This window comes from Nocardiopsis alkaliphila YIM 80379, from assembly GCF_000341005.1.
Lineage (GTDB): Bacteria > Actinomycetota > Actinomycetes > Streptosporangiales > Streptosporangiaceae > Nocardiopsis > Nocardiopsis alkaliphila.
In genome coordinates, this window is record NZ_ANBD01000160.1 from 1 (window position 1) to 19,647 (window position 19,647).

At 68.9% G+C, this 19,647-nt stretch carries 16 protein-coding genes and 2 pseudogenes; 10 read left to right on the forward strand and 8 right to left on the reverse strand.

All coding sequences use genetic code 11. The features are described 5' to 3' along the window. Both D472_RS0121485 and D472_RS0121490 read right to left on the reverse strand, forming a co-directional pair. Positions 1 to 391 (reverse strand): annotated as a pseudogene (locus D472_RS0121485) (phosphoribosyltransferase); the annotation flags it as partial. Positions 392 to 582: 191 nt separating this feature from the next. Further along, positions 583 to 1,143 (reverse strand): GNAT family N-acetyltransferase, encoded by a 561-nt coding sequence (locus D472_RS0121490; protein WP_017606512.1) that lies wholly within the window; start codon positions 1,141 to 1,143, stop codon positions 583 to 585. 294 nt (positions 1,144 to 1,437) lie between these two features. On the opposite strand from D472_RS0121490, the gene D472_RS0121495 reads away from it, so the two are divergent. Next, entirely contained in the window at positions 1,438 to 2,637 is a 1,200-nt protein-coding gene (locus tag D472_RS0121495; RefSeq protein WP_017606513.1) for an MFS transporter, read from the forward strand. Positions 2,638 to 2,764: 127 nt separating this feature from the next. On the opposite strand, the gene D472_RS0121500 is transcribed toward D472_RS0121495, so the two are convergent. The 5 genes and pseudogenes from D472_RS0121500 to D472_RS0121520 all read right to left on the reverse strand — a co-directional run bounded on the left by D472_RS0121500 (position 2,765) and on the right by D472_RS0121520 (position 7,706). Beyond that, positions 2,765 to 3,466 (reverse strand): hypothetical protein, encoded by a 702-nt coding sequence (locus tag D472_RS0121500; protein ID WP_026117946.1) that lies wholly within the window; start codon positions 3,464 to 3,466, stop codon positions 2,765 to 2,767. 29 nt (positions 3,467 to 3,495) lie between these two features. Next, positions 3,496 to 4,980, reverse strand: a pseudogene (locus D472_RS26930) (hypothetical protein). A 413-nt stretch (positions 4,981 to 5,393) separates the two neighbouring features. Continuing rightward, complete coding sequence (locus D472_RS0121510) at positions 5,394 to 6,134, reverse strand: hypothetical protein (RefSeq protein ID WP_017606517.1); 741 nt, start codon at positions 6,132 to 6,134, stop codon at positions 5,394 to 5,396. Continuing rightward, on the reverse strand, positions 6,131 to 6,583 hold the full coding sequence (locus D472_RS0121515; RefSeq protein WP_017606518.1) for a hypothetical protein: 453 nt from the start codon (positions 6,581 to 6,583) through the stop codon (positions 6,131 to 6,133). The genes D472_RS0121510 and D472_RS0121515 overlap by 4 nt, the downstream gene beginning before the upstream one ends. A gap of 112 nt (positions 6,584 to 6,695) precedes the next feature. Further along, positions 6,696 to 7,706 carry a YihY/virulence factor BrkB family protein gene (locus D472_RS0121520; RefSeq protein WP_017606519.1) on the reverse strand — a complete coding sequence of 337 codons (1,011 nt, stop codon included), beginning with the start codon at positions 7,704 to 7,706 and terminating at the stop codon, positions 6,696 to 6,698. A gap of 139 nt (positions 7,707 to 7,845) precedes the next feature. Between D472_RS0121520 and D472_RS29435 the strand changes: the two genes are divergently transcribed. From D472_RS29435 to D472_RS0121545, 5 genes are all read left to right on the forward strand, one after another. Next, positions 7,846 to 7,935, forward strand: a complete 90-nt coding sequence (locus tag D472_RS29435) for a putative leader peptide (RefSeq protein WP_017606520.1) — start codon at positions 7,846 to 7,848, stop codon at positions 7,933 to 7,935. Positions 7,936 to 8,129: 194 nt separating this feature from the next. Then, a complete protein-coding gene (locus tag D472_RS0121530) occupies positions 8,130 to 9,827 on the forward strand; it encodes a nitrite/sulfite reductase (RefSeq protein WP_017606521.1) in 1,698 nt (565 codons plus the stop codon). 96 nt (positions 9,828 to 9,923) lie between these two features. Continuing rightward, on the forward strand, positions 9,924 to 10,130 hold the full coding sequence (locus tag D472_RS0121535; protein WP_017606522.1) for a hypothetical protein: 207 nt from the start codon (positions 9,924 to 9,926) through the stop codon (positions 10,128 to 10,130). Continuing rightward, a complete protein-coding gene (locus D472_RS0121540; protein WP_017606523.1) occupies positions 10,127 to 10,822 on the forward strand; it encodes a phosphoadenylyl-sulfate reductase in 696 nt (231 codons plus the stop codon). The genes D472_RS0121535 and D472_RS0121540 overlap by 4 nt, the downstream gene beginning before the upstream one ends. Beyond that, positions 10,819 to 11,592: a sirohydrochlorin chelatase gene (locus tag D472_RS0121545; protein ID WP_017606524.1), complete on the forward strand. Its 774-nt coding sequence runs from the start codon at positions 10,819 to 10,821 to the stop codon at positions 11,590 to 11,592. The genes D472_RS0121540 and D472_RS0121545 overlap by 4 nt, the downstream gene beginning before the upstream one ends. Positions 11,593 to 11,635: 43 nt before the next feature. Here D472_RS0121545 and D472_RS0121550 read toward each other — a convergent pair whose 3' ends face one another. Continuing rightward, the gene (locus D472_RS0121550) at positions 11,636 to 14,857 is read right to left on the reverse strand and encodes a BTAD domain-containing putative transcriptional regulator (protein ID WP_026117948.1); all 3,222 of its coding nucleotides are present in this window, start codon (positions 14,855 to 14,857) and stop codon (positions 11,636 to 11,638) included. 130 nt (positions 14,858 to 14,987) lie between these two features. On the opposite strand from D472_RS0121550, the gene D472_RS0121555 reads away from it, so the two are divergent. The 4 genes from D472_RS0121555 (at position 14,988) to D472_RS0121570 (ending at position 19,599) form a co-directional block, all read left to right on the forward strand. After that, complete coding sequence (locus tag D472_RS0121555; RefSeq protein WP_017606526.1) at positions 14,988 to 16,538, forward strand: MFS transporter; 1,551 nt, start codon at positions 14,988 to 14,990, stop codon at positions 16,536 to 16,538. Between the two features lie 37 nt (positions 16,539 to 16,575). Then, positions 16,576 to 17,232, forward strand: coding sequence for a pyridoxine/pyridoxamine 5'-phosphate oxidase (locus tag D472_RS0121560; protein ID WP_017606527.1), 657 nt, complete (start codon positions 16,576 to 16,578; stop codon positions 17,230 to 17,232). A gap of 156 nt (positions 17,233 to 17,388) precedes the next feature. After that, positions 17,389 to 17,814: an Hsp20/alpha crystallin family protein gene (locus tag D472_RS0121565; protein WP_017606528.1), complete on the forward strand. Its 426-nt coding sequence runs from the start codon at positions 17,389 to 17,391 to the stop codon at positions 17,812 to 17,814. A gap of 153 nt (positions 17,815 to 17,967) precedes the next feature. Further along, complete coding sequence (locus D472_RS0121570) at positions 17,968 to 19,599, forward strand: acyl-CoA dehydrogenase family protein (protein ID WP_017606529.1); 1,632 nt, start codon at positions 17,968 to 17,970, stop codon at positions 19,597 to 19,599. The last annotated feature ends 48 nt before the right edge of the window (positions 19,600 to 19,647 follow it).

Genomic DNA, 19,647 nt, shown 5'->3' on the forward strand with positions numbered 1-19,647 from the left:
CACGACCGGCGATCCGAGGCATCGAGCGTTCGCCCCGGTAGACGCGGCGTCTGCGATCGAGTTCGTCGCGTTCGAGGTCCACCGTTGTGGAAAGGGCCTGGCGCGGCACCCTCAGTCGAGCCAGGGCCCGGTCGTCGTAGAGCACCTGACCATCCTCGGAGATCGCTCCCACCCCGGTCTCGGGATGTTCGGGAAGTCCGATCTTGCGCACCATGAGCACGTCGAACTCCGCGCCCAACTCTCGCGCCAATTCCGCCCCGACCGGCACCCCGCCACGTGGCAGGGCCAGCACGATCGGGTCATCGACCGCGTGGGGGCGGATTCGCTCGGCGAGGCGTCGACCCGCCTCGGAACGGTCGGTGAAGGGCAGGGAAACTGGTACCGGGTTCATGTCCACACCGGGGCGGAGCCGCCAAGGCCCCGCACCGCTCCTTCCGGCTGTTCGTCAGTGGAGCCGCTGGGAAAGTGCTACCGGCATACCCCACCGCGCACGAATCGCAACCCCGCCCTCGGGCAAAACCCCACTCGCGAGGTGTCCACCGCGAGAACACCGTCGCGCCCTTGGGGCACCCGAGGCGACACTCACCGCGCGCGGGAGCCGTTGCGGAGCACGGCCATCAGGAGCGCGTCGTGTCTGCGTCCCTCCCAGAGCAGGGACTCGCGCAGACGCCCTTCGACGTGGAAACCGCAAGACCGGTAGACCGCGATGGCGCGCATGTTGAAGGCGTACACGTGCAGCCAGACCCGATGCAGGCCGATCTCCTCGAAGGCGTACCGCAGGATCAGTTGCGTGGCCTCCTTGCCCAGTCCTCTACCGGTGAACTCGATCGCCGAGAGCGCGATGCGGTACCCGGCACTCTCGTTCTCCGGTGAGACCGCGTAGAGGGACAGCTCCCCGAGATAGCGGCCGTCCTCAGGGGCGATGATCGCGAGATCCAGTCGGTCCTCGCTCTGGGAACGAGACTCGCACCACTCGCGCGCCCGCTCGTAGGTCGGGTACCCATGCGCACCCGTGAGTCTGCGAACCTCCTCGTCCAGCCCCGCCGCGAAATAGTCGTCGGTGTGCTCGGGACCCAGAGGGACCAGACGTACGCTCTCGCCGGTGAGGGTGGGCTTGTCTCGCAGCGCGCTCGTGTTGATCATGCACGTCTTCCGGTTCCGGCCGGGGCCGTGGGGCACGGCGATCCCGGGAAAGGGAGTCGGCGGTCAGGAGCCGCCCGCGGGAGCGGATCGTGGGGGACGGGCCTTGAGGCAGGGGCCGGTTCGAGGGACGAACGGGAAAAGGACCTCCGGTTCTGCGAGGACTCGGGCTCCCTATGTAAAACGCCCGTGCTCCGGAAGGCAAGTCCGTCGCAAGCACGAGAGGGGAACCGGGTTCATCCCATCACCCGACTCGGATACCATCTGCCGGCATCGAGAGCACCCTGGGAGCCGCCCGTGAACACCCGAACCGACACCTCCTCCACCCCTCCGCCCGAGGCCGTCAGGGCCCGGGGCGCGGTGTCGACCCTCTTCTTCGTGAACGGGTTCACCTACACCAACGCGGTTCCCTGGCTCCCCGTCATCAAGGACGGCCTGTCACTGAGCAACGCCGAGTTGGGAATGGCGATCGCGGCGATGCCGTTCGGCGCGATCCTTACCGGGATGCTCGCCGGACCGATGATCCACCGTTTCGGCAGCGGTCGCACGGCGGTGGGCACGAGCCTGATGAGCGTGGGAGCACTCCCGTTCATCGCCCTCGCCCAGAACTGGTGGATGCTCGCCGCCACCCTGTTCGTCCTGGGCTCCGCCGACGCCTGGACCGACGCCGCGCAGAACTCACATGGGCTGCGCGTCCAAAGACGCTATCGACGCAGCATCATCAACACCTTCCACGCCGTGTGGAGCCTGGCCGCGGTCTCCGGTGGGCTGCTCGGCGCCGCCATGGCCGGGGCCGGTGTACCGATTCTGTGGCATCTGGGTGGAGTGGCCGCCGTACTGGTGGTGGTCAACCTGGTGGTCTCGCGCATGTTGTTGCCCGGCCCCGAGAACAGTGAGCGCCAAGACGGTACCGACGACCACGGCGGCGGGCCCACCCGCCCTCCGGGGCGCGCGCTCGTACTGCTCTTGACCCTGGGCGTGCTGCTGATGATGGCCGGTGGCATCGAGGATTCCGCCGCGTCCTGGGGCGCGGTGTACATGACCTTCGAACTGGGCGCTCCCCTGTTCCTGGCCGCCATGCCCTTCGTGGCCTGCCAGGCGATGATGACCTTGGGGCGTCTTGTCGGTGACCGCGTGACCGATCGCTTCGGCGCGGTGGTGGTGGGCGGGGCCGGCGGTCTGCTGGCCGCGGGCGGCATGGCCTTGGCGCTGCTGTTGCCGCACCCGGCCACCACCGTGATCGGCTTCGGGATCATGGGTCTGGGTGTGTCCACCCTGTTCCCACTGACCCTGGCCGCGGCCGGGAACGTGCCCGGGGTGCGCACCGGGGACGGGGTGACGGTGGTGGGATGGCTGGGCCGGGCCGGCTTTCTCGCCTTCCCCCCGATGGTGGGGTTCCTGGCCGACTCGGTGAGCCTGGGCGGTGCCCTGTGGCTGATCGCCGTCGGGGGCGTGGCCGCCTTCCTCTTGGCTCCCACCCTGCGTCCTCGGAGCTGAGGGGCCGAGGGCACTTCCCCCGAGCACGGATTCGCGGGGCCGGACACGACGAGGGGTCCCGACCTCTTTCGAGGTCGGGACCCCTCCACACGTCAGGCCCACGGAAGGCATGGGAACGGACGTGGTGTTACTCGACCATGCCCGGACGGCGGCTACCGGCCCACAGGGCCAGGGCACCGATACCGGTCACCACGGCGCCGCCGAGCACGAAGCCCGACATGTCGACGCCGGTCGCGGCGAGGTTCGGGTCACTCGCGGTCGTGACCGGAGCGGTGGAACCCGGGGAGGTCGTTCCCGGGGACGTGGAGCCAGGGGTCTGGCCGCCGTCACCCCCGGGCTGACCGCCGGTGTCGCCATCGCCGGTGTCACCGGGCGGGGGCGGGGTCTGGCCCTCGTCGCCCCCGGGGTCGCCACCGCCACCGTCACCCGGATCGGGGTCGCCGCCGCCACCGTCACCCGGATCGGGGTCGCCACCGCCACCGTCACCCGGGTCAGGGTCAGGGGCGGGGTCGCCACCACCATCACCCGGATCGGGGTCCGGGGGGGTACCCCCGTCACCCGGATCGGGGGCGGGGTCGCCACCACCATCACCCGGGTCAGGGTTCGGGGGGGTACCCCCGTCACCGGGGTCGTTGACATCGGCAGGAAGGATGGATTCGCCGGCGGCGCTCTCCACGGCCGGGGTCAGATCGATCTGCCCCTGAGCCGTCTCCTCTGCCGTGTTGGACACGGTCTCTTCCAGGTCGTCGGCGAACGCCGGACCGACTGAGAAACCGGCCATGAAGAGACCGGCCGCGGTCACGGTGAGTACCCGTTTCCTAGCGGACATCCCACTCCTTTCTTTCGTTCGTGCACTGATCATTGAGGGGGGATGGCATACAGGTGGTCGTCGTGGACCACCACCGCGCGGTCGCCGAGCAGGCCGCGCGGAGTCTGAGCGCCTTCGGGGACCTCGGTGGGCTCACCGGAGGCGTCGACCGCCACCGGAACCCCGTCGAGTTCCCCGAAGATCCGATCGCCGATGGCGATCTCGGGTTCGAAGCCCGGAACCACGGTGGTCTCACCGCTGTCGGGAGTGAACAACACCGGCCCGTAGGCGGCCAGGTCCGCTCCCAAAGGGCCGGTCCGGTGTCGCACGTCCTCCAAGGCCTCCGGTGCGATCTCGGCGGTGCCGAGTACCGAGCCATCCATGTTGTCGTGGAAGGCCAAGAGGTGGTCGTCACCCTCCTCCATCTCCCAGCGGACCATGGCGTAACCACGGATGAAGGTCATGATGGCGTCCAGGTCACCGGCGCCCTCAGGCACTTCGGGCTCCACCTCCCGGGGGTCCTCGTCGGGAGCGACCCAGTGCCAGGGGCCTTGGAGGACACCGGCCAACGCCCGACCGTCATCGGCGAGCATGGCGGCGGAACCACCCGGGGTGTCGACCTCGGCCAACTCCCCGTCGACGAGGACGTAGGCGCTGTCGTCGTCGCGCACCAGTACCCCGGATCCGGGGTACTGTGCCGAATCGGACTCGCTCAGGGACACGTTGCTCGCGGCGCCGCCGTCCTCGGGCCAAAGCCACAGGGAGTCGGCGGTCTCGATCACGACGTGGGGCGCGCCGCCGTACTCGACGAAACGGGGAGCGCCCAGCACCTCACCCGCCTCGAAGGGCAGGGTCACCGACCATTCGCGCGAACCGTCGGCGGCGAGCAGGTTGAGGCGCTCGTCCGGATCGATGTAGACCAGGCTCTCGCCGTCACCGCTGACGGCGGGCAGGGTGTCCGGGGCCAACTCCTCGAAGATGTCCACCGTGTCGGCGTAACCGGGCGGAGCCGGGTGCTCCAGGGGCACGGCGCCGGTCTCGGGTTCGGCCTCGTCCGATACCTCCGGGGAGGACCCTGGCAGGAACCGAAGGGCGACCACGCCCGCACCGATCAGGAGCAACAGGACCAGTCCGAGGGCACCGACGATCACGAGCCCGCGTCGACGTTCACCTCCGTTCCGTCCGGCCACGGGGGCTACGGGGGGCGAAGGCGGAGCCTGGGGCGGCCGTGACGGATACGGGGGTGGCTGTGGCGTTCCTTGGGCGGGTTGGTCCGCCGCTTGGACGATTCCGTCAGGGGTGGCGAGCAGGCGCCAGTAGCCGTTGGAGTCGCGCGCCTCGACGAACACCGGCTGTCCGATTCAGGCCGCGTAACCGGTGGCGACGTCGAGCGCCGCGCGTCTGGTCTCCTTGGGGGCTTGGCCCTGGACGAGCCGGCGCTGCCCTTCGATGACGATCTCGGCGCTACGTTCGTCCGGCGCGACGACGATGACGACGGTGGGCCGGGAGTGCCCCGGGCCGGACGCCCGGTTCATGGTGCCTCCGAAGGCATGTGGAACATGGACCTGTTCGTGTACGGGAGCAGGGGATGCGTGGTCGGCGAAGACGTTCGGTGGCGGATCGGTGGGGTGACCGAACAAGGGGTGAGGGCGCACGCGAAGTCGAGGCTCCAGGCGATCATACTGATACTCGTAGGAGTCGACCGTCCTCATCGGGAATCGGGAGGACGGGCATGGTCGACACGCTCCCCATCGGTTTTCCGCCCCCCTTTCGTTTGACCTGCGATGACCGGAACCCGCTCGTGGAAAGCCGGCCTCGCCCGCTCTCCCGCCCTTGGTATGGACACCCCGGAATGTCGTCAGGTTCACGCCGAAAATGGCCGGATCCGGCCACGGAGGGTTTCCGAAAACTCACCCCTAGGGCCCCATCACCTTCGTTCCAGGGCTTTTCACGGACGACCCTGCGGAGTCACAGGCGTGAGTTCCCAAGGCGAAGGCCACCACGCGGGGCCGCCCGCCCGCCGAGCCAAGACCAGATGGACCGCTCTGTCCGCTTCGGCGACGAAGTCCAGTGGCGCCCCGACCCGTCCACCCACCACCGTTTGCAACCGATGCGGCCCCGGCGGCACGCCCAACACGAACGTCCCCCGTGGCCAGGGCCGAGCGATCGGCACTCCGTCCAGGTGGAAACGGAGCCCGGGCGAGAAGGAGGCCGGCGCCTCCTGTGCGGTGAGCAGGATACGGATGGGGACCCACCCCTGCGTCGATGGTGCGTGCTCGGGCCAACCGACGACCACGGGGCCGGGGAACGGTGGCGGGCGCTCTTCGCGCTCCCGCCGTGACCGAACGAGCCCTAGAACGTTCAGGACCAGAGCGAGCAGCAGGAGAGGGGCGATCTCCCAGGATCGCCACTTGAACATCACGGCCACCACGACGACGAACGAGACCAGGACGCAGGCCTGGAGAACGGCGATGAGCACCGTCCTGGCCGTGGCAGAGGCGTCCAAGGGCCCCGACCATTGCTCCCAATAGCCGTGTGAGCGAACGAGTGTCACTCCGTACAGGGCGACGCAGCACAGGAGGACCAGCACCATGGGCATGCCGGTGTAGGACGGAGGGCTCGGTGCCAGGCCCATGGCCACCAGGACGATGAGTCCCGCCAGGGTCATCATGAGGAAGGAGGGTCTCATCGGCCGGTCTCCTTGGCTTCTTCGGCCAGGACCCGAGCCCGTTCGCGTCGGTGGACCTTGGTGCAAAGGACGGCGAAGACCGTTCCGGCGAGGGGGAAGAGGGCCAGTGGCCACAGCGGCGGGCAGTAGTACAGCTCGTACCCGAGCATCACCGTCGGGGACGCCACGAAGAGCCACGATCCCCAGGTGAAGAGCCGGGTCGTCGACGGCGCCATGGGCGAAGGGTCGGTGGGTTCACGGAACGGCCGGGGCAGAGCCGGCGCGGCCAAGGCGAACAGTGCGGCGATCATGAATCCCACCAGTGACAGGAAGAGCAAGGTCGAAGTCGCACCGGGGACGAGGATCGGGTGGTGAGAGGTGAGCACGGAACGCAGCAGCAGGCCGAACTGACCGGTCATGGTGGCGCACAGGCCGAGGAGGACGCATTGCCTGGCGGGATTCGGGGGCACGCGGAACCTTCCATGGATGATCCGGCTCGGGGCGGCGAGTTCGCGGCCTCCCGCCGGACTCGGTGAGGGTAGCGACAAAGGCGACGGCGTAGGAACCTTCGTCCGCTTTCGGTCAGTGTCCGTCACGCTCGTTGAGGGTTGCGATGACCGCCTGCTCTCGCCGCTGAGCGATGCGGTCGGCGCGTTCGAACCGGCGGTTGGCGAGTTCGGCGCGGGCGGCGGCGGTACGCATGGTCGGCCACAGGGCGTCGATCTCGGAGTTGAGGGAGGACCCCACCAGCACCGCGATGGCCATGACGTACAACCAGGCCAGGATGGCGATCGGGGCGGCCAGGGAGCCGTAGATGCTGACCTGTCCGAAGGAGGCGTCCAGGTAGGCGCGTAGGCCCGCCGAACCGGTCAGCAGCACCAGGGTGGCCAGCACCGCGCCGGGCAGGTGTCGCCACAGCGGCATGCGCACCGGGACGCTGAGCGCGTAGAGCAGGGTGATCGCGGTGATGACCGTCAACCCCAGGACCGGCCAGTAGAGGAGGTTGAGCCGACCCACGGTGATCGGCATCAACTCGTGGATGAGGTCGGGACCGGCCACCATGATGGGCAACACCAGCACGGCGAAGAGCAGCCCGCCCAGGTAGGCGAAGAAGGCGAGCAGGCGCTGGCCCAGCCAACCGCGCAGCTCGTCCAGGCCGTAGGAGATGGTGATGGAGCGGATGAACACGTTCATCGCTCGCGACCCCGACCACAGGGACACCAGGAAGGTCACCGACAACAATCCGCCCTGCACACCGCCGAGGAAGTCGTCCACCAGGGGGGCCACCAGGGAGTCGACCGTGTCGGGGGTCAGGATGCTCGCGGCCAGGTCGAGCATCCATTCCCGGATCTCGATCACCAGTCCCTCACCGAAGACCGCGGCCAGCGGCCCCAATGCGCCCAACAGGCACAACAGCAACGCGGGAAGGGAGATCAACGAGAAGAACGCGGACTCCGCGGCCAACCCGATCACCCGGTCACGGGAGAGCGCACGCAGGGTGCGCAGCACCAACAGCGTCGTGTTGTGGGACTTGGGATGGCGTTGGAGCCACGCGTCGATCGCCCGCCACGAACTCTCCCAGAACCCCACCACGTAAAGAACGTTAGCGGTAGTGGCGGGGGGTGGGCACTCCCTCGCCGGGATGGAATCGGACCGCAACATGACGTGAGTCACGTCCGCTCGGACCGAGTACACCTGGACAAGGCCCGGAAGGGCGTGTCATTCTCAAGCCATGATCGCTGTTTTGGACCCCATGCTCCGCGTGCGTCGGCACGTGGACTTCCTGCGGGTCAGCAGCGCCATCTGTTGCAGCGTCGGATAACTCCTCGCCGCCTTTGAAGCACCCCGTGAACTCGAGTGGGTGCTCGCGGCCCCGGCGCTCCTCCCCTACCTCGAACTCCCACACACGCGGATTTCACCCGAGGCACCCGACACGACGACGTGCGGTGCCCACGGGTCATGCGGTGCGGGCGCCGGGACCGTGAGCATCCCGTGACCCCATCGGAGACACCCGCGATGCCTCCCACTTCCGCGCAGTCCGGCAAGGCCGCGACGCCCGCCAAGCCGCGGCCCCGTCGTGGCGAGGGCCAATGGGCCCTGGGCTACCGTGAACCGCTGAACAAGAACGAGGAGAACAAGAAGAACGACGACGGGCTCAACGTCCGGGATCGGATCATCAACGTCTACTCCAAGGCTGGGTTCGATTCCATCGATCCGGCCGATCTTCGGGGGCGTTTCCGCTGGTACGGGCTGTACACCCAGCGTGCCCCGGGCATCGACGGCGGCAAGACCGCCGTCCTGGAGCCCGAGGAACTCGACGACCGCTACTTCATGCTGCGGGTGCGCATCGACGGCGGGCAGCTGAACATCGCCCAGTTGCGCGCGATCGCGGAGATCTCCCGGGACCACGGTCGCGACACCGCCGACATCACCGACCGGCAGAACGTCCAGTACCACTGGATCCGGGTCGAGGACGTGCCCGCCATCTGGGAGAAGCTGGAATCGGTGGGCCTGTCCACCACCGAGGCCTGTGGCGACACCCCCCGCGTGATCATGGGCTGCCCGCTGGCCGGCGTGGCCGAGGACGAGGTCATCGACCCCAGCGCGCAGATCCAGCAGATCTACGACGAGCACATCGGCAGCCCGCTGTTCTCGAACCTACCGCGCAAGTTCAAGACCTCCTTGTCGGGCTGCACTTCGCACTGCGTCAACCACGAGATCAACGACGTGGCGTTCGTGGGGGTGCGCGATGAGGCGGGCGAGTCGGGTTACGACCTGTTCGTGGGCGGTGGCCTGTCCACCAATCCCATGTTCGCCAAGCGCCTGGGCACGTTCGTGCGCCCCGATCAGGTCAGTGAGGTCTGGGCGGGTGTGGCCGGGATCTTCCGCGACTACGGGTTCCGGCGCCTGCGCACCCGCGCTCGGATCAAGTTCCTCATCAAGGAATGGGGAACCGAGAGGTTCCGTCAGGTCCTGGAGAAGGAGTATCTGGGCTACGAGCTGCCCGACGGCCCCGAGCCGGTCCTGGACCCGGGGACGCGTCGCGACCACGTGGGGGTGCACCGTCAGCGCGACGGCCGGTTCTACGTGGGTTTCGCGCCCAAGGTGGGCCGGGTCTCGGGCACCTCTTTGCTGCGGGTGGCCGAGATCGCCGAGGAACACGGTTCGGACCGCGTCCGCACCACCCCCGACCAGAAGCTCGTCATCCTCGACGTCGAACGGGAGCGGGTCGCCTCGATCACCACGGCTTTGGAGTCCGAGGGCTTCGAGGTGACTCCGAGCGTGTTCCGTCGCCAGACGATGGCCTGCACCGGAATCGAGTTCTGCAAGCTGGCGATCGTGGAGACCAAGGAACGCGGCGCCACCCTCATCGACGAACTCGAAAAGCGCCTGCCCGACTTCGAGGAGCCGATCAGCATCAACATCAACGGCTGCCCGAACTCCTGCGCGCGTATCCAGGTCGCCGACATCGGCCTCAAGGGCCAGTTGATGCTGAACGAGCACGGTGAACAAGTGGAGGGCTATCAGATCCACCTGGGCGGCGGCATGGGGCTCACGCAGTCCTTCGGCAAGAAGATCCGCGGCCTCAAGAGCACCGCGGACGACCTGCCGGACTACGTCGAGCGGGTGTTGCGACGCTTCCAGGCCCAAAAGCGGGACGGCGAGAACTTCGCGGCGTGGGCGGCCCGCGCCGAGGACGCCGACCTCAAGTGAGACCGCTCCACCGGTAACGAACTCAAGCGGGCTCACAGCCCCGCCCGGCTCTCGGTTCGCCGAGGGCCGGGCCCGAACCGAAGGAGGAGGTGCGCCGTGTCCGAGAGGGCCGCACCCCACTATTGCCCCTACTGCGGTGACGAGGACCTGGTGCCCGAGGAAGGCGCGGCCGTCAAGGGCGAGGGCTACCCCTGGGCCTGTCTGTCCTGTGCCCGGGTCTTCCGGGTCAAGTACATGGGTCTGCGCTCCGCGTCGTTCTCCGCGGGCGGTGCCCCCTCCAGACCGACGGAAGGGAACCAATGAACGCCACTCTCACCGAGGGCCCCGAGGCGGCCGAGCGTGCCGCCTTGGAGTTGGAGGAGGCCACCGCCCAGGAGATCATCGCCTGGGCCGCCCAGACCTTCGGCGACCGGCTGTGCATGACCTCCTCGATGGCCGACGCCCTCATGGTCGACCTGGCCGCCAAGGCCGCCCCGGGGATCGACGTGATCTTCCTGGACACCGGCTACCACTTCCCCGAGACCATCGGCACCCGAGACGCCGTGGCCTCCATCTACGACATCAACCTCATCACCGTGGCGCCCAACCGGACCGTGGCCGAACAGGACGCGGCCCTGGGCCCGCGGTTGCACGGCCGCGACCCCGGAATCTGCTGTCACCTGCGCAAGGTGGAGCCGCTGCGGCGGGCGTTGGAACCGTACTCGGCGTGGCTGACCGGCCTGCGTCGGGAGGATTCGGTGACTCGGCGCGACACCCCGATCGTGCAGTGGGACCGGCGGCGGATGATGACCAAGATCAACCCCATCGCCCGGTGGACCCAGGAGGAGGTGGACTCCTACATGAGCGAACACGGGGTGCTGGTGAATCCGCTCCAGTACGACGGTTACCCCTCGATCGGCTGTGAGCCGTGCACCCGCCGAGTGGCTCCGGGCGAGGATCCGCGCAGTGGCCGGTGGGCCGGGACCGGCAAGACCGAGTGCGGGATCCACACGTGAGCGACCAGGCCCGAACCCCGCGAGGGCACACCTGGGTCCCGCTGCTCGCGGTGGCACACGGCAGCCGGGACCCCGACTCGGCTCAGGCGGTCTCAGCGCTCTTCGACCGGGTGCGCGCGCTGCGCCCGGAGTTGGACGTGCGTCTGTCCTATCTGGACCACGTGGCGCCCGGTGCCGAGGACGCCCTGGCGGAACTGACCACGGGAGGCGCCGGCGAGGTGGTGGTACTGCCCGCCCTGTTGACGGCGGCCTTCCACAGCAAGGTGGACCTGCCCCAGCTGCTGGCCGGAGTCCGTGAGCGCCGACCGTGGCTTCGGATCCACTACGCCCACACGCTGGGACCGCACCCGCTTCTGCTGGAGGCGGTGGAGCGCCGGTTGACCGAAGCCGGTGCCCGTGCCCGACCCGACACCGCGTTGGTGTTGGCCTCGGCCGGATCCAGCGACCCGGAGGCCAACGCCGTGGTGGCCCGGATGGCCGAGGAACTCGCCGAGCGAGGTCCGTGGCGTGAGGTGGTGCCCGCGTACGCGTCGGCCGCCTCTCCCACCCCCGGGGAGGCCGTCACGGCGCTCGCGGAACGCGGGGCCGGGCGGGTGGTGGTGTCCACCTACCTTCTGGCTCCGGGTTTGTTCGCCGACCGGGTGCGCGAGCAGTCGATGGCGGCCGGAGCCTCGGTGGTCTCCGACGCCTTGGGCGCGGCCCCCGAGCTCGCTCGGATCGTGTCGGAGCGTTACGACGCGGCCCTCACGGCCCCACGCGCGAGGGTCTGACCGAACACGCGGGGCGGGGTCCGGTGAACCCCGCCCCGCGGCGTCACCGGTCAACCCAGCGCCGGACCCGTTCCACCATCGTTTCCAGTGGTTCTCGTGCACCACACTCCAATTCCCGAGTGAAGGTGAAGGCGTCCTCACCCAGGGCCACCACCGCCGCCTCCCGAATTCGTTCGACGTCCCAGCGCTCGGCGGGCGGCAGCGGGGTGTGCACCAAAGCGCGTGCGGCCGAGGCCGCGCCCAGCAGGAGTGCGGCCCGCAGGGGCGCTCCCGCCAGGACCCAGGCGCCGGCCAACCCTTCCAACGCCAGGGCGATCTTGCGTGGACTGTCGGTGGTGAGCGCGGCGGTGAGTCCCTCGTGGTGCAGCCGCAGAGCCGCGTCGGCGTCGCCGCGTTGCTCGGCGACGAACCCGAGTTCGGCCAGCACCATGGCCCCGGCCGCCGGAGCGTCGAACCCCCGGACCCGCTCCAGCCAACCCGATAGGTACCGCTCGGCCCGATCGAGCCTGCCCTCACGGCGGGCGCCCAGCCCCAGGCCGAACTCGGCGAAGCGCTCGCCGAACCGGTCGCCCCGTTCCACCGCCAGTCCGCGTGCGCGTTCGTGGAAGTCCTCGGCCCGGCGGTAGTCACCGCGCAGCAGGGCGTTGCGCCCCAGTTCGGAGAGCCGGTAGGACACCTCCGACCACAATCCGAGTTCCTCGGCCAAGCCCAACCCTTCCCGGTGCAACCGGGCCGCTTCGGAGTAGTCACCGTCGATCTCGGCTCGGCTACCGAGAACGGGCAGGGCCTGTGAGCGGCCCCAGCCATCCCCGATCCGGCCGAACAGCTCCAGGGAGAGCCTTCCGTCGGACTCGAACCCGGCCATCCTCCCCCGGGCCTTGAGCAACCAGGCCCGGGTGCACAGGGCGGCCGCGGTCCCCCAGCGGTCGCCTTCACGGCGGAAGACGGCGAGAGAGCGCTCGACGAGCTCTTCGCTCACCCGGAGTTCACCGAAGTCCAACAGGACGGTGCCCAGGAACCACTCCACTCGGGCCCATTCGCGTTCGGGAACCACCTCGGCTCGACCGGCCAGGGCTTCCCGTACCAGGGCCACCGGATCCTCTGGTTCATCGATCATCAGGGCCATGCCTACCCGCCAGGCCCGCGCGAGGGCACGCGAGGCGGATGCGCCGCCCGGAGTCTCCAGCGCCCGGGTCAGGGACCGATGCGCCTCGCCGGGGCGGCCGCGCAGATAGCGGTACCAGACCAGGTTCAGCGCCAGCCTCAAAGCGGTCTCGGCGTCTCCGATGTGGGCCGCCGTGTCCTCCGCCGCGCGCAGGTCGGCGTTCTCCTGGTCCAACCGGCGCAGCCAAAAGTGCTGCCTGCGACCGCGCAGGTGGGGATCGGCCGTGGCGGCCAGCGACGCCAGGTAGCGCAGGTGACGCAGACGCGCCGACTCGGTCTCGCCCGCCGCCTCCAGGTGTTCCCCGGCATAAGCGGCGATGGTCTCCAGCAGCCGGTAACGGATCCCGTCAGGGCCTTCGACCGCGATGGTCAGGGATCGGTCCACCAGACGGGACAGGATCTCCACCACCTCGTCGGATTCGATGCCCTCACCGCCCACGACCGCTTCGGCCCCTTCCAGGGTGCAACTCTCGGCGTGCACCGACAGGCGGCGAAGGACGGTCCGTTCGGCTTCGCCCAGCAGGTCCCAGCTCCAGTCGATGACGGCGCGTAGGGTGCGCTGACGCTCCGGCGCGCCCCGACCGCCCACCGCCAACAATCGGAAGCGATCATCCAGGCCGACGGCCAGGCGGCGCACGCCCAAAGCGCGCACTCGGTTGGCGGCGAGCTCCAGGGCCAGCGGCAGACCGTCGAGGCGACGACAGATCGACGCGACGATCCGAGCCGTGTCACCCTCCAAGGTGAATCCGGGGGCGCCTGCGAAAGCACGTGAGGCGAACAATCGCACGGCGGCGAAGGCCCGAGGATCTTGAGGAACTCCGGAATCGTTGGGATCGGGGAAAGCCAGCGGACCGACCTCGTACAGGTGCTCGCCCTCGATGCCCAAGGGTTCGCGGCCGGTCACCAACAGGCTCAGGTTCGGGGCCGCGCGCAGCAGTTCTCGGGCCAACGCGGCCACCGATTCGATGACGTGCTCGCAGTTGTCCAAGATCAGGAGGGTACGGGTGAGGCTCAGCGCCTGGAGGAGGTCACGGGTGCCGGTGACGGCCACGACCGCATCGGTCACCCGGGCGGCGACCATCGCCGGCTCCTCCCCTCGTTCGGGTGGTATCCCGCCCAGTTCCACGAACCATCGCCCGTCTGGATGGCGCTCGTCCAATCCCGCGGCCACTTCCAGGGACAGCCGGGTCTTGCCGACACCGCCAGGACCGGTGAGGGTGACCAGCCTTGCTCGCTCCAGGAGGGAACGGACCCGTTCGACGTCGTCCTCACGGCCGATGGTCTCGTCCACCGGAGCGGGAAGGTTGCTACGGGGGCGCAGGGCCGTGCGGGGCGGACCGGACTCCACCGGGGCCAGGGTGGGGTCCTGTCGCAGGATGCGAGCGTGCAGTCCGGCGATCTCGGGCCCGGGAGAGGTCCCTAACTCCTCTTCGAGGAGGTGACGCAACCGGTCGAAGGCGCTCAGCGCCTCGGCCTGCCGGCCGGAGCGGTACAGCGCCCGCATGTAGACGGCGCATAGACGTTCGCGGAGCGGGTGCAGGGTGACCAGTTCACCGAGTTCCTCCACCCATAGATGGTGTTCCCCCAAGTCCAGCCGGAGCGAGGCGTGTTCCTCCAACGCGGACAGGCGTTCGGTGTTCAGCCGTAGTGCCACGCGGGCCTGCCTCGGGACGGCGGTGAGTCCGGCGAGGGCGTCCCCGCGCCACAGCGCCAACCCGTCCTCGAGGGCGACCGCCGCCACGCGCCGGTCCTCGGTGTCGCGCGCCCGTTCGACCAGGGCGCGAAATCGAATGAAGTCCACCTCGTCTGGTTCCACCCGCAGCCGGTAGCCACCGGTGGTGCGCGACACCCGGTCCCGGGCGCCGGGTTCGGCCTCCTCCAGGACACCTCGCAAACGGGAGAGTTTGGCGCGCAGGACGCGCGTGGGATGGGCCGGCAGGTGCTCACCCCACAGGTCGTCGATCAAGGTGTCGGTGGTGACCGGTCGTCCTTCGTTCAGGAGCAGCGCGGCCAGCAGTACGCGCACCTTGGCCTCGGGAACGCGAACCGGTTCACCGTCACCGCTCCACACCTGTAGCGGGCCAAGGATCCCGAAGCGCATGGGTTCACCGTAGTGCAAGGGGCTGCCCCAAGGCGGGCCGGAGCCTTTCTGGAACGTCGGGGCGCGACGGTGGTGGGCGAGTCATGCCCGCGTCACCACACCACGATCCCGACAAGAACGGATACCACCCATGTCCCCCGACGAAACGACGGCCACTCCCGCCCAGAAGGCGGGCACGCGCCAATGGCTCGGTCTGGCCGTCCTGGCCTTGCCGACCATTCTGCTCGCCCTGGACTTCACCGTCCTGCACTTGGCACTGCCACACCTGGCGGCCGATCTAGCGCCGACCAGCGCGCAACAACTGTGGATTCTGGACATCTATGGCTTCATGATCGCCGGGTTCCTCATCACGATGGGCACCCTGGGGGACCGTATCGGCCGACGCCGGTTGCTGATGATCGGTGCCGTGGCCTTCGGCGCCGCCTCTTTGGTGGCGGCCTACTCCACGAGTCCGGAGATGCTCATCGCCGCTCGTGCGCTCCTGGGCGTGGCGGGTGCCACGCTGATGCCCTCCACCCTGTCGCTGATCACCAACATGTTCCATGACTCCAAGCAACGTGGATTGGCCGTCGCGGTGTGGCTGAGCTGCTTCTCCGCGGGCGGCGCCCTAGGGCCGATGGTCGGTGGTGTGCTGCTCCAGTGGTTCTGGTGGGGTTCGGTCTTTTTGATGGGCGTGCCGGTGATGGTGGTGCTGTTGATCACCGCTCCGATCCTGCTACCGGAGTTCCGCGACCCCGATTCCGGACGACTGGACCTGATCAGCGTCGTCCTGTCCCTGGCGGCCACCCTCCCCGTCATCTACGCGATCAAGGAGGTCGCGGCCCAAGGATGGGGAGCGATCGTGATCGCCCTGCTCGTCGCCGGTGTGGTCTTCGGTTGGTTGTTCGTGCGACGTCAGCGCAAGCTGGAGAGCCCGCTGATGGACCTGGCCCTCTTCCGGCTCCCACCGTTCACGGTGGGCCTGGGCGGGCTGCTGCTGGGCACACTGGTCCTGGGCGTGTTCGTCCTGCTGTTCGCCCAGTACCTTCAGCTGGTCCTGGAGCTGTCTCCGGTCGCGGCCGGCCTGTGGATGGTCCCCTACGCCGTGGCCAACATCATCGGTGCGATGCTCGCCCCACTGGTCGCCGCGCGGCTCAAGGCGGCCGGCACGATCGCTCTGGGGCTGCTGGTGGCGGCCGTGGGCCTGGTCGTGTTCACCCTGAGCGGGGTGGAAGCGGGCCCGATTCCGGCCGTGGTGGGCAGCATGCTCATCACCTTCGGTCTGAGCCCGTTGATGGTGCTGGTCATCGACCTGGTCATCGCCTCCGCGCCCAAGGAGAAGAGCGGTTCGGCCTCGTCCATGTCCGAGACGTGCAGCGAGATCGGTATGGCCCTGGGCATCGCCACCCTGGGAGCGCTGGGGACGGCCGTCTACCGTTACCTGATGGTCGACGCCGTACCCTCGGGCGTCCCCTCCGAGGAGGCCGGTGCGATCCGTGACAGTCTGCCCGGCGCGGTGACGGCGACCCAGAACCTGGAACCGTCCTTGGCCGCCCAGGCATCGGACGCCGCGCAGCGGGCGTTCATGACGGGCCTGTCCGTGGTGGGCTACACCAGCGTGGCCATCGTGCTCGGCGTCGCCGTCATCACCTTCCTGTTCCTGCGCGATGCGACCGAAGGCTCGGAGGCGGATCCTCTGTAGGTTCGGTGTACCGACACCGAAGGACGAGGAGCACGGGATGGCCGAGAGCATGCGGGACCTGCTACGAGGGCTGAGGGTGTTCGCCGGCCCTTTGGCCTCCTTCGACCCGGATAGCGCGCCAAAGGATCCGCTGGAGCTGTTCCGGGACTGGTTCGCCGAGGCGGTCCAGGCGGGTGTGGACGAGCCGCACGCGATGACGGTGGCAACCGCCGATGCCGAGGGTGCCCCGTCGGCACGGATCCTCATCCTGAAGGACCTGAGCCCCCAGGGTTGGTGGTTCGCCACCACCACGACCTCGACCAAGGGCCGGGAGTTGGCCCGGAACCCGAACGTGGCGCTGCTCTTCTTCTGGGGCCCCCAAGGACGTCAGGTGCGGGTTCGGGGCCGGGCCGAGCTCGCCGACGCCGAGTCCCGCGCCGCCGACTTCCGCGACCGGCCGTTGGAGGGACGGGTGGCCGGGCTGCACGGCCGGCAGAGCGAACCCCTGAGCGAATCGTCCCAGATCCACCGGATGGCCCAGGAGAGCCGCGCCCGTCTGGAGGCCGACCCGGACCTGGTACCCGATGACTGGGGGCTGTACGTGGTGCGCCCGCACGAGGTGGAGTTCTGGCAGGGCGATCCGGACCGCAGGCACACCCGTCTGCGTTACGAGCGAGAGGAAGCCGGTTGGCGGCGCGGGCTCCTATGGCCGTAGGGCCGTTCGAGGGGCTCGGCGTCTCGAACCTTGACCCGCCCCGTTCCAAGGTTCGAACTCTTCTTGACGATCTCCAGGCTTGACGGCACCAGGGGTGGTCAATAAACTTGAGCGTAGTCGCATCAAGTCATTGCTTGTGACAACAGGAGGTGAGGAATGATGTTGATGCGCACCGACCCCTTCCGTGAGTTCGATCGGCTCACCCAGCGTCTTCTGGAGAACGACCGCCCGGCGATCATGCCCATGGACGCCTACCGCGAAGGGGATGACTTCGTGGTCCACCTCGACCTTCCCGGTGTGCGGCACGAGAGCATCGACCTGGAGGTCGAGCGCAACGTGCTCACCGTGAGGGCCGAGCGCACCTCGTCGAACTCCGAGGACCGCGAGAGCATCGTCAACGAACGCCCCTCGGGAACCTTCTCCCGCCAGGTGTTCCTCGGCGACACCCTCGACACCGAACGCATCACGGCCGACTACGCGGACGGAGTGCTCACCCTGCGGATCCCGGTCGCCGAGCAGTCCAAGGCCCGCAAGATCCTCGTCGGACACGGCTCCTCCGAGCAGACCGCCATCCGCTCCTGACACACCGAACACACCAACGGGCGCGCCCGGGGTCGGGCGCGCCCGCTCTCCGGGTGGCGTGAGCACGACCGAACCTGATTCGGTTCGGGCGGCACGGGTGGATAGGATTCCGAACCACCCGACCGTCGCCCCCGAACCAGGAACGGAGTCGGCATGCCCGCCACACACGAGGTGTTCAACCAGGCCACGCCGCTCGGTGATCACGACGCCGCCGAGGACCCCGCCCTCTTGGAGGGCCTGCGCCGGGAGGGCGCCGCATGGGCCGAGACCGACGTGCGGGAGGTCGGTGTCGCCGCCGGTTCGGAGCGGGTCCGTGCCTGGGGCGAGGCCGCCAACACCTACACCCCGGTACTGCGCACCCACGACCGCTACGGCCACCGGGTGGACGAGGTCGACTACCAGCCCGCCTACCACGTGCTCATGGACCAGGCGGTGGAACACGGCATGCACGGTGCCCCCTGGGCGGATGACCGGGCGGGAACACACGTGGCCCGCGCCGCCAAGTTCTTCCTGTGGTCCCAGGCCGAGAGCGGGCACGGTTGCCCCATCTCGATGACCTACGCGGCGGTACCCGCGCTACGGCACTCTCCCGAGTTGGCCGCGCACTACGAACCGCTGCTCACCGCCCGCTCCTACGACTTCGGGTCGCGACCCCCGCTGAGCAAGAGCGGGCTGATCGCGGGCATGTCCATGACCGAGAAACAGGGCGGTTCGGACGTGCGCGCCAACACCACGAGCGCCGTGCCCACCGCCGAGGGTCACTACCTGCTCACCGGGCACAAGTGGTTCACTTCGGCACCGATGAGCGACGTGTTCCTGACCCTGGCCCAGGCGCCCGAGGGCCTGACCTGCTTCCTGGTCCCCCGTGTGCTGGCCGACGGCACCCGCAACAAGCTGTTCATTCAGCGGCTCAAGGACAAATTGGGCAATCGCTCCAACGCCTCCGCGGAGTTGGAGTACGAAGGCGCGGTGGCCCACCTGGTGGGTGAACCGGGACGGGGCGTGCCCACCATCATCGAAATGGTCAACAGCACCCGACTGGACTGTGTGATCGGTTCGGCGGCGGGAATGCGCGCCGCGCTCGTGCACGCCCTGCACCACGCACGAACCCGGAGCGCGTTCGGCAAGCGGTTGGTGGAACAACCACTGATGCGCAACGTGCTCGCCGACCTGGCGCTGGAGTCGGAGGCCGCCACGGCCCTGATGACGCGTCTGGCCGGTGCGGTGGACCGCTCGGTGCGCGGCGACGAGGGCGAGACGGCCTTCCGCCGGCTGGGCGTGGCCGTGGGCAAGTTCTGGGTCACCAAGCGCCAGCCGGTGCACGCGGCCGAGGCGCTGGAGTGCCTGGGCGGCAACGGGTACGTGGAGGAATCCGGTATGCCGCGGCTGTTCCGGGACTCACCGCTCAATTCCATTTGGGAGGGATCGGGCAACGTGGCGGCGCTGGACGTACTGCGCGCGATGGCAAGGTCACCGGAGTCGGTGGAGGCCTTCCTGACCGAACTGAACACCGCCACGGGTTCGGACCCCCACTACGACGCCGCCCTGAAGCGTCTGGGGCAGGTCTTGGGCGACCTGGACGAGATGCAGTACCGAGCGCGTTCGGTGGTGGAACTGATGGCGCTGACCCTGCAAGCGTCGGTGTTGTTGTCGAACGCGCCGGCACCGGTGGCCGAGGCCTTCACCGCCTCACGACTGGGCGGTGAATGGGGACACGTGTTCGGGACCCTGCCTCGGGGGGTGGACACCGAAGCGATCCTGGACCGGGCGCTTCCCCTGGGTTGATCCCAGGGCGGTTTCAAAGTTGATCTTGGGGTTTACTGCTCGTGAGCG

Excerpts from the sequence above, each read along its gene's own strand:
- D472_RS0121555 (WP_017606526.1), top strand. The coding sequence starts at position 14,988 with ATGTCCCCCGACGAAACGACGGCCACTCCCGCCCAGAAGGCGGGCACG.
- D472_RS0121570 (WP_017606529.1), top strand. The coding sequence starts at position 17,968 with ATGCCCGCCACACACGAGGTGTTCAACCAGGCCACGCCGCTCGGTGAT.
- D472_RS0121540 (WP_017606523.1), top strand. The coding sequence starts at position 10,127 with ATGAACGCCACTCTCACCGAGGGCCCCGAGGCGGCCGAGCGTGCCGCC.
- D472_RS0121510 (WP_017606517.1), bottom strand. The coding sequence starts at position 6,134 with ATGAGACCCTCCTTCCTCATGATGACCCTGGCGGGACTCATCGTCCTG.
- D472_RS0121500 (WP_026117946.1), bottom strand. The coding sequence starts at position 3,466 with ATGTCCGCTAGGAAACGGGTACTCACCGTGACCGCGGCCGGTCTCTTC.
- D472_RS29435 (WP_017606520.1), top strand. The coding sequence starts at position 7,846 with ATGATCGCTGTTTTGGACCCCATGCTCCGCGTGCGTCGGCACGTGGAC.
- D472_RS0121490 (WP_017606512.1), bottom strand. The coding sequence starts at position 1,143 with ATGATCAACACGAGCGCGCTGCGAGACAAGCCCACCCTCACCGGCGAG.
- D472_RS0121530 (WP_017606521.1), top strand. The coding sequence starts at position 8,130 with ATGCCTCCCACTTCCGCGCAGTCCGGCAAGGCCGCGACGCCCGCCAAG.
- D472_RS0121565 (WP_017606528.1), top strand. The coding sequence starts at position 17,389 with ATGATGTTGATGCGCACCGACCCCTTCCGTGAGTTCGATCGGCTCACC.
- D472_RS0121560 (WP_017606527.1), top strand. The coding sequence starts at position 16,576 with ATGGCCGAGAGCATGCGGGACCTGCTACGAGGGCTGAGGGTGTTCGCC.
- D472_RS0121550 (WP_026117948.1), bottom strand. The coding sequence starts at position 14,857 with ATGCGCTTCGGGATCCTTGGCCCGCTACAGGTGTGGAGCGGTGACGGT.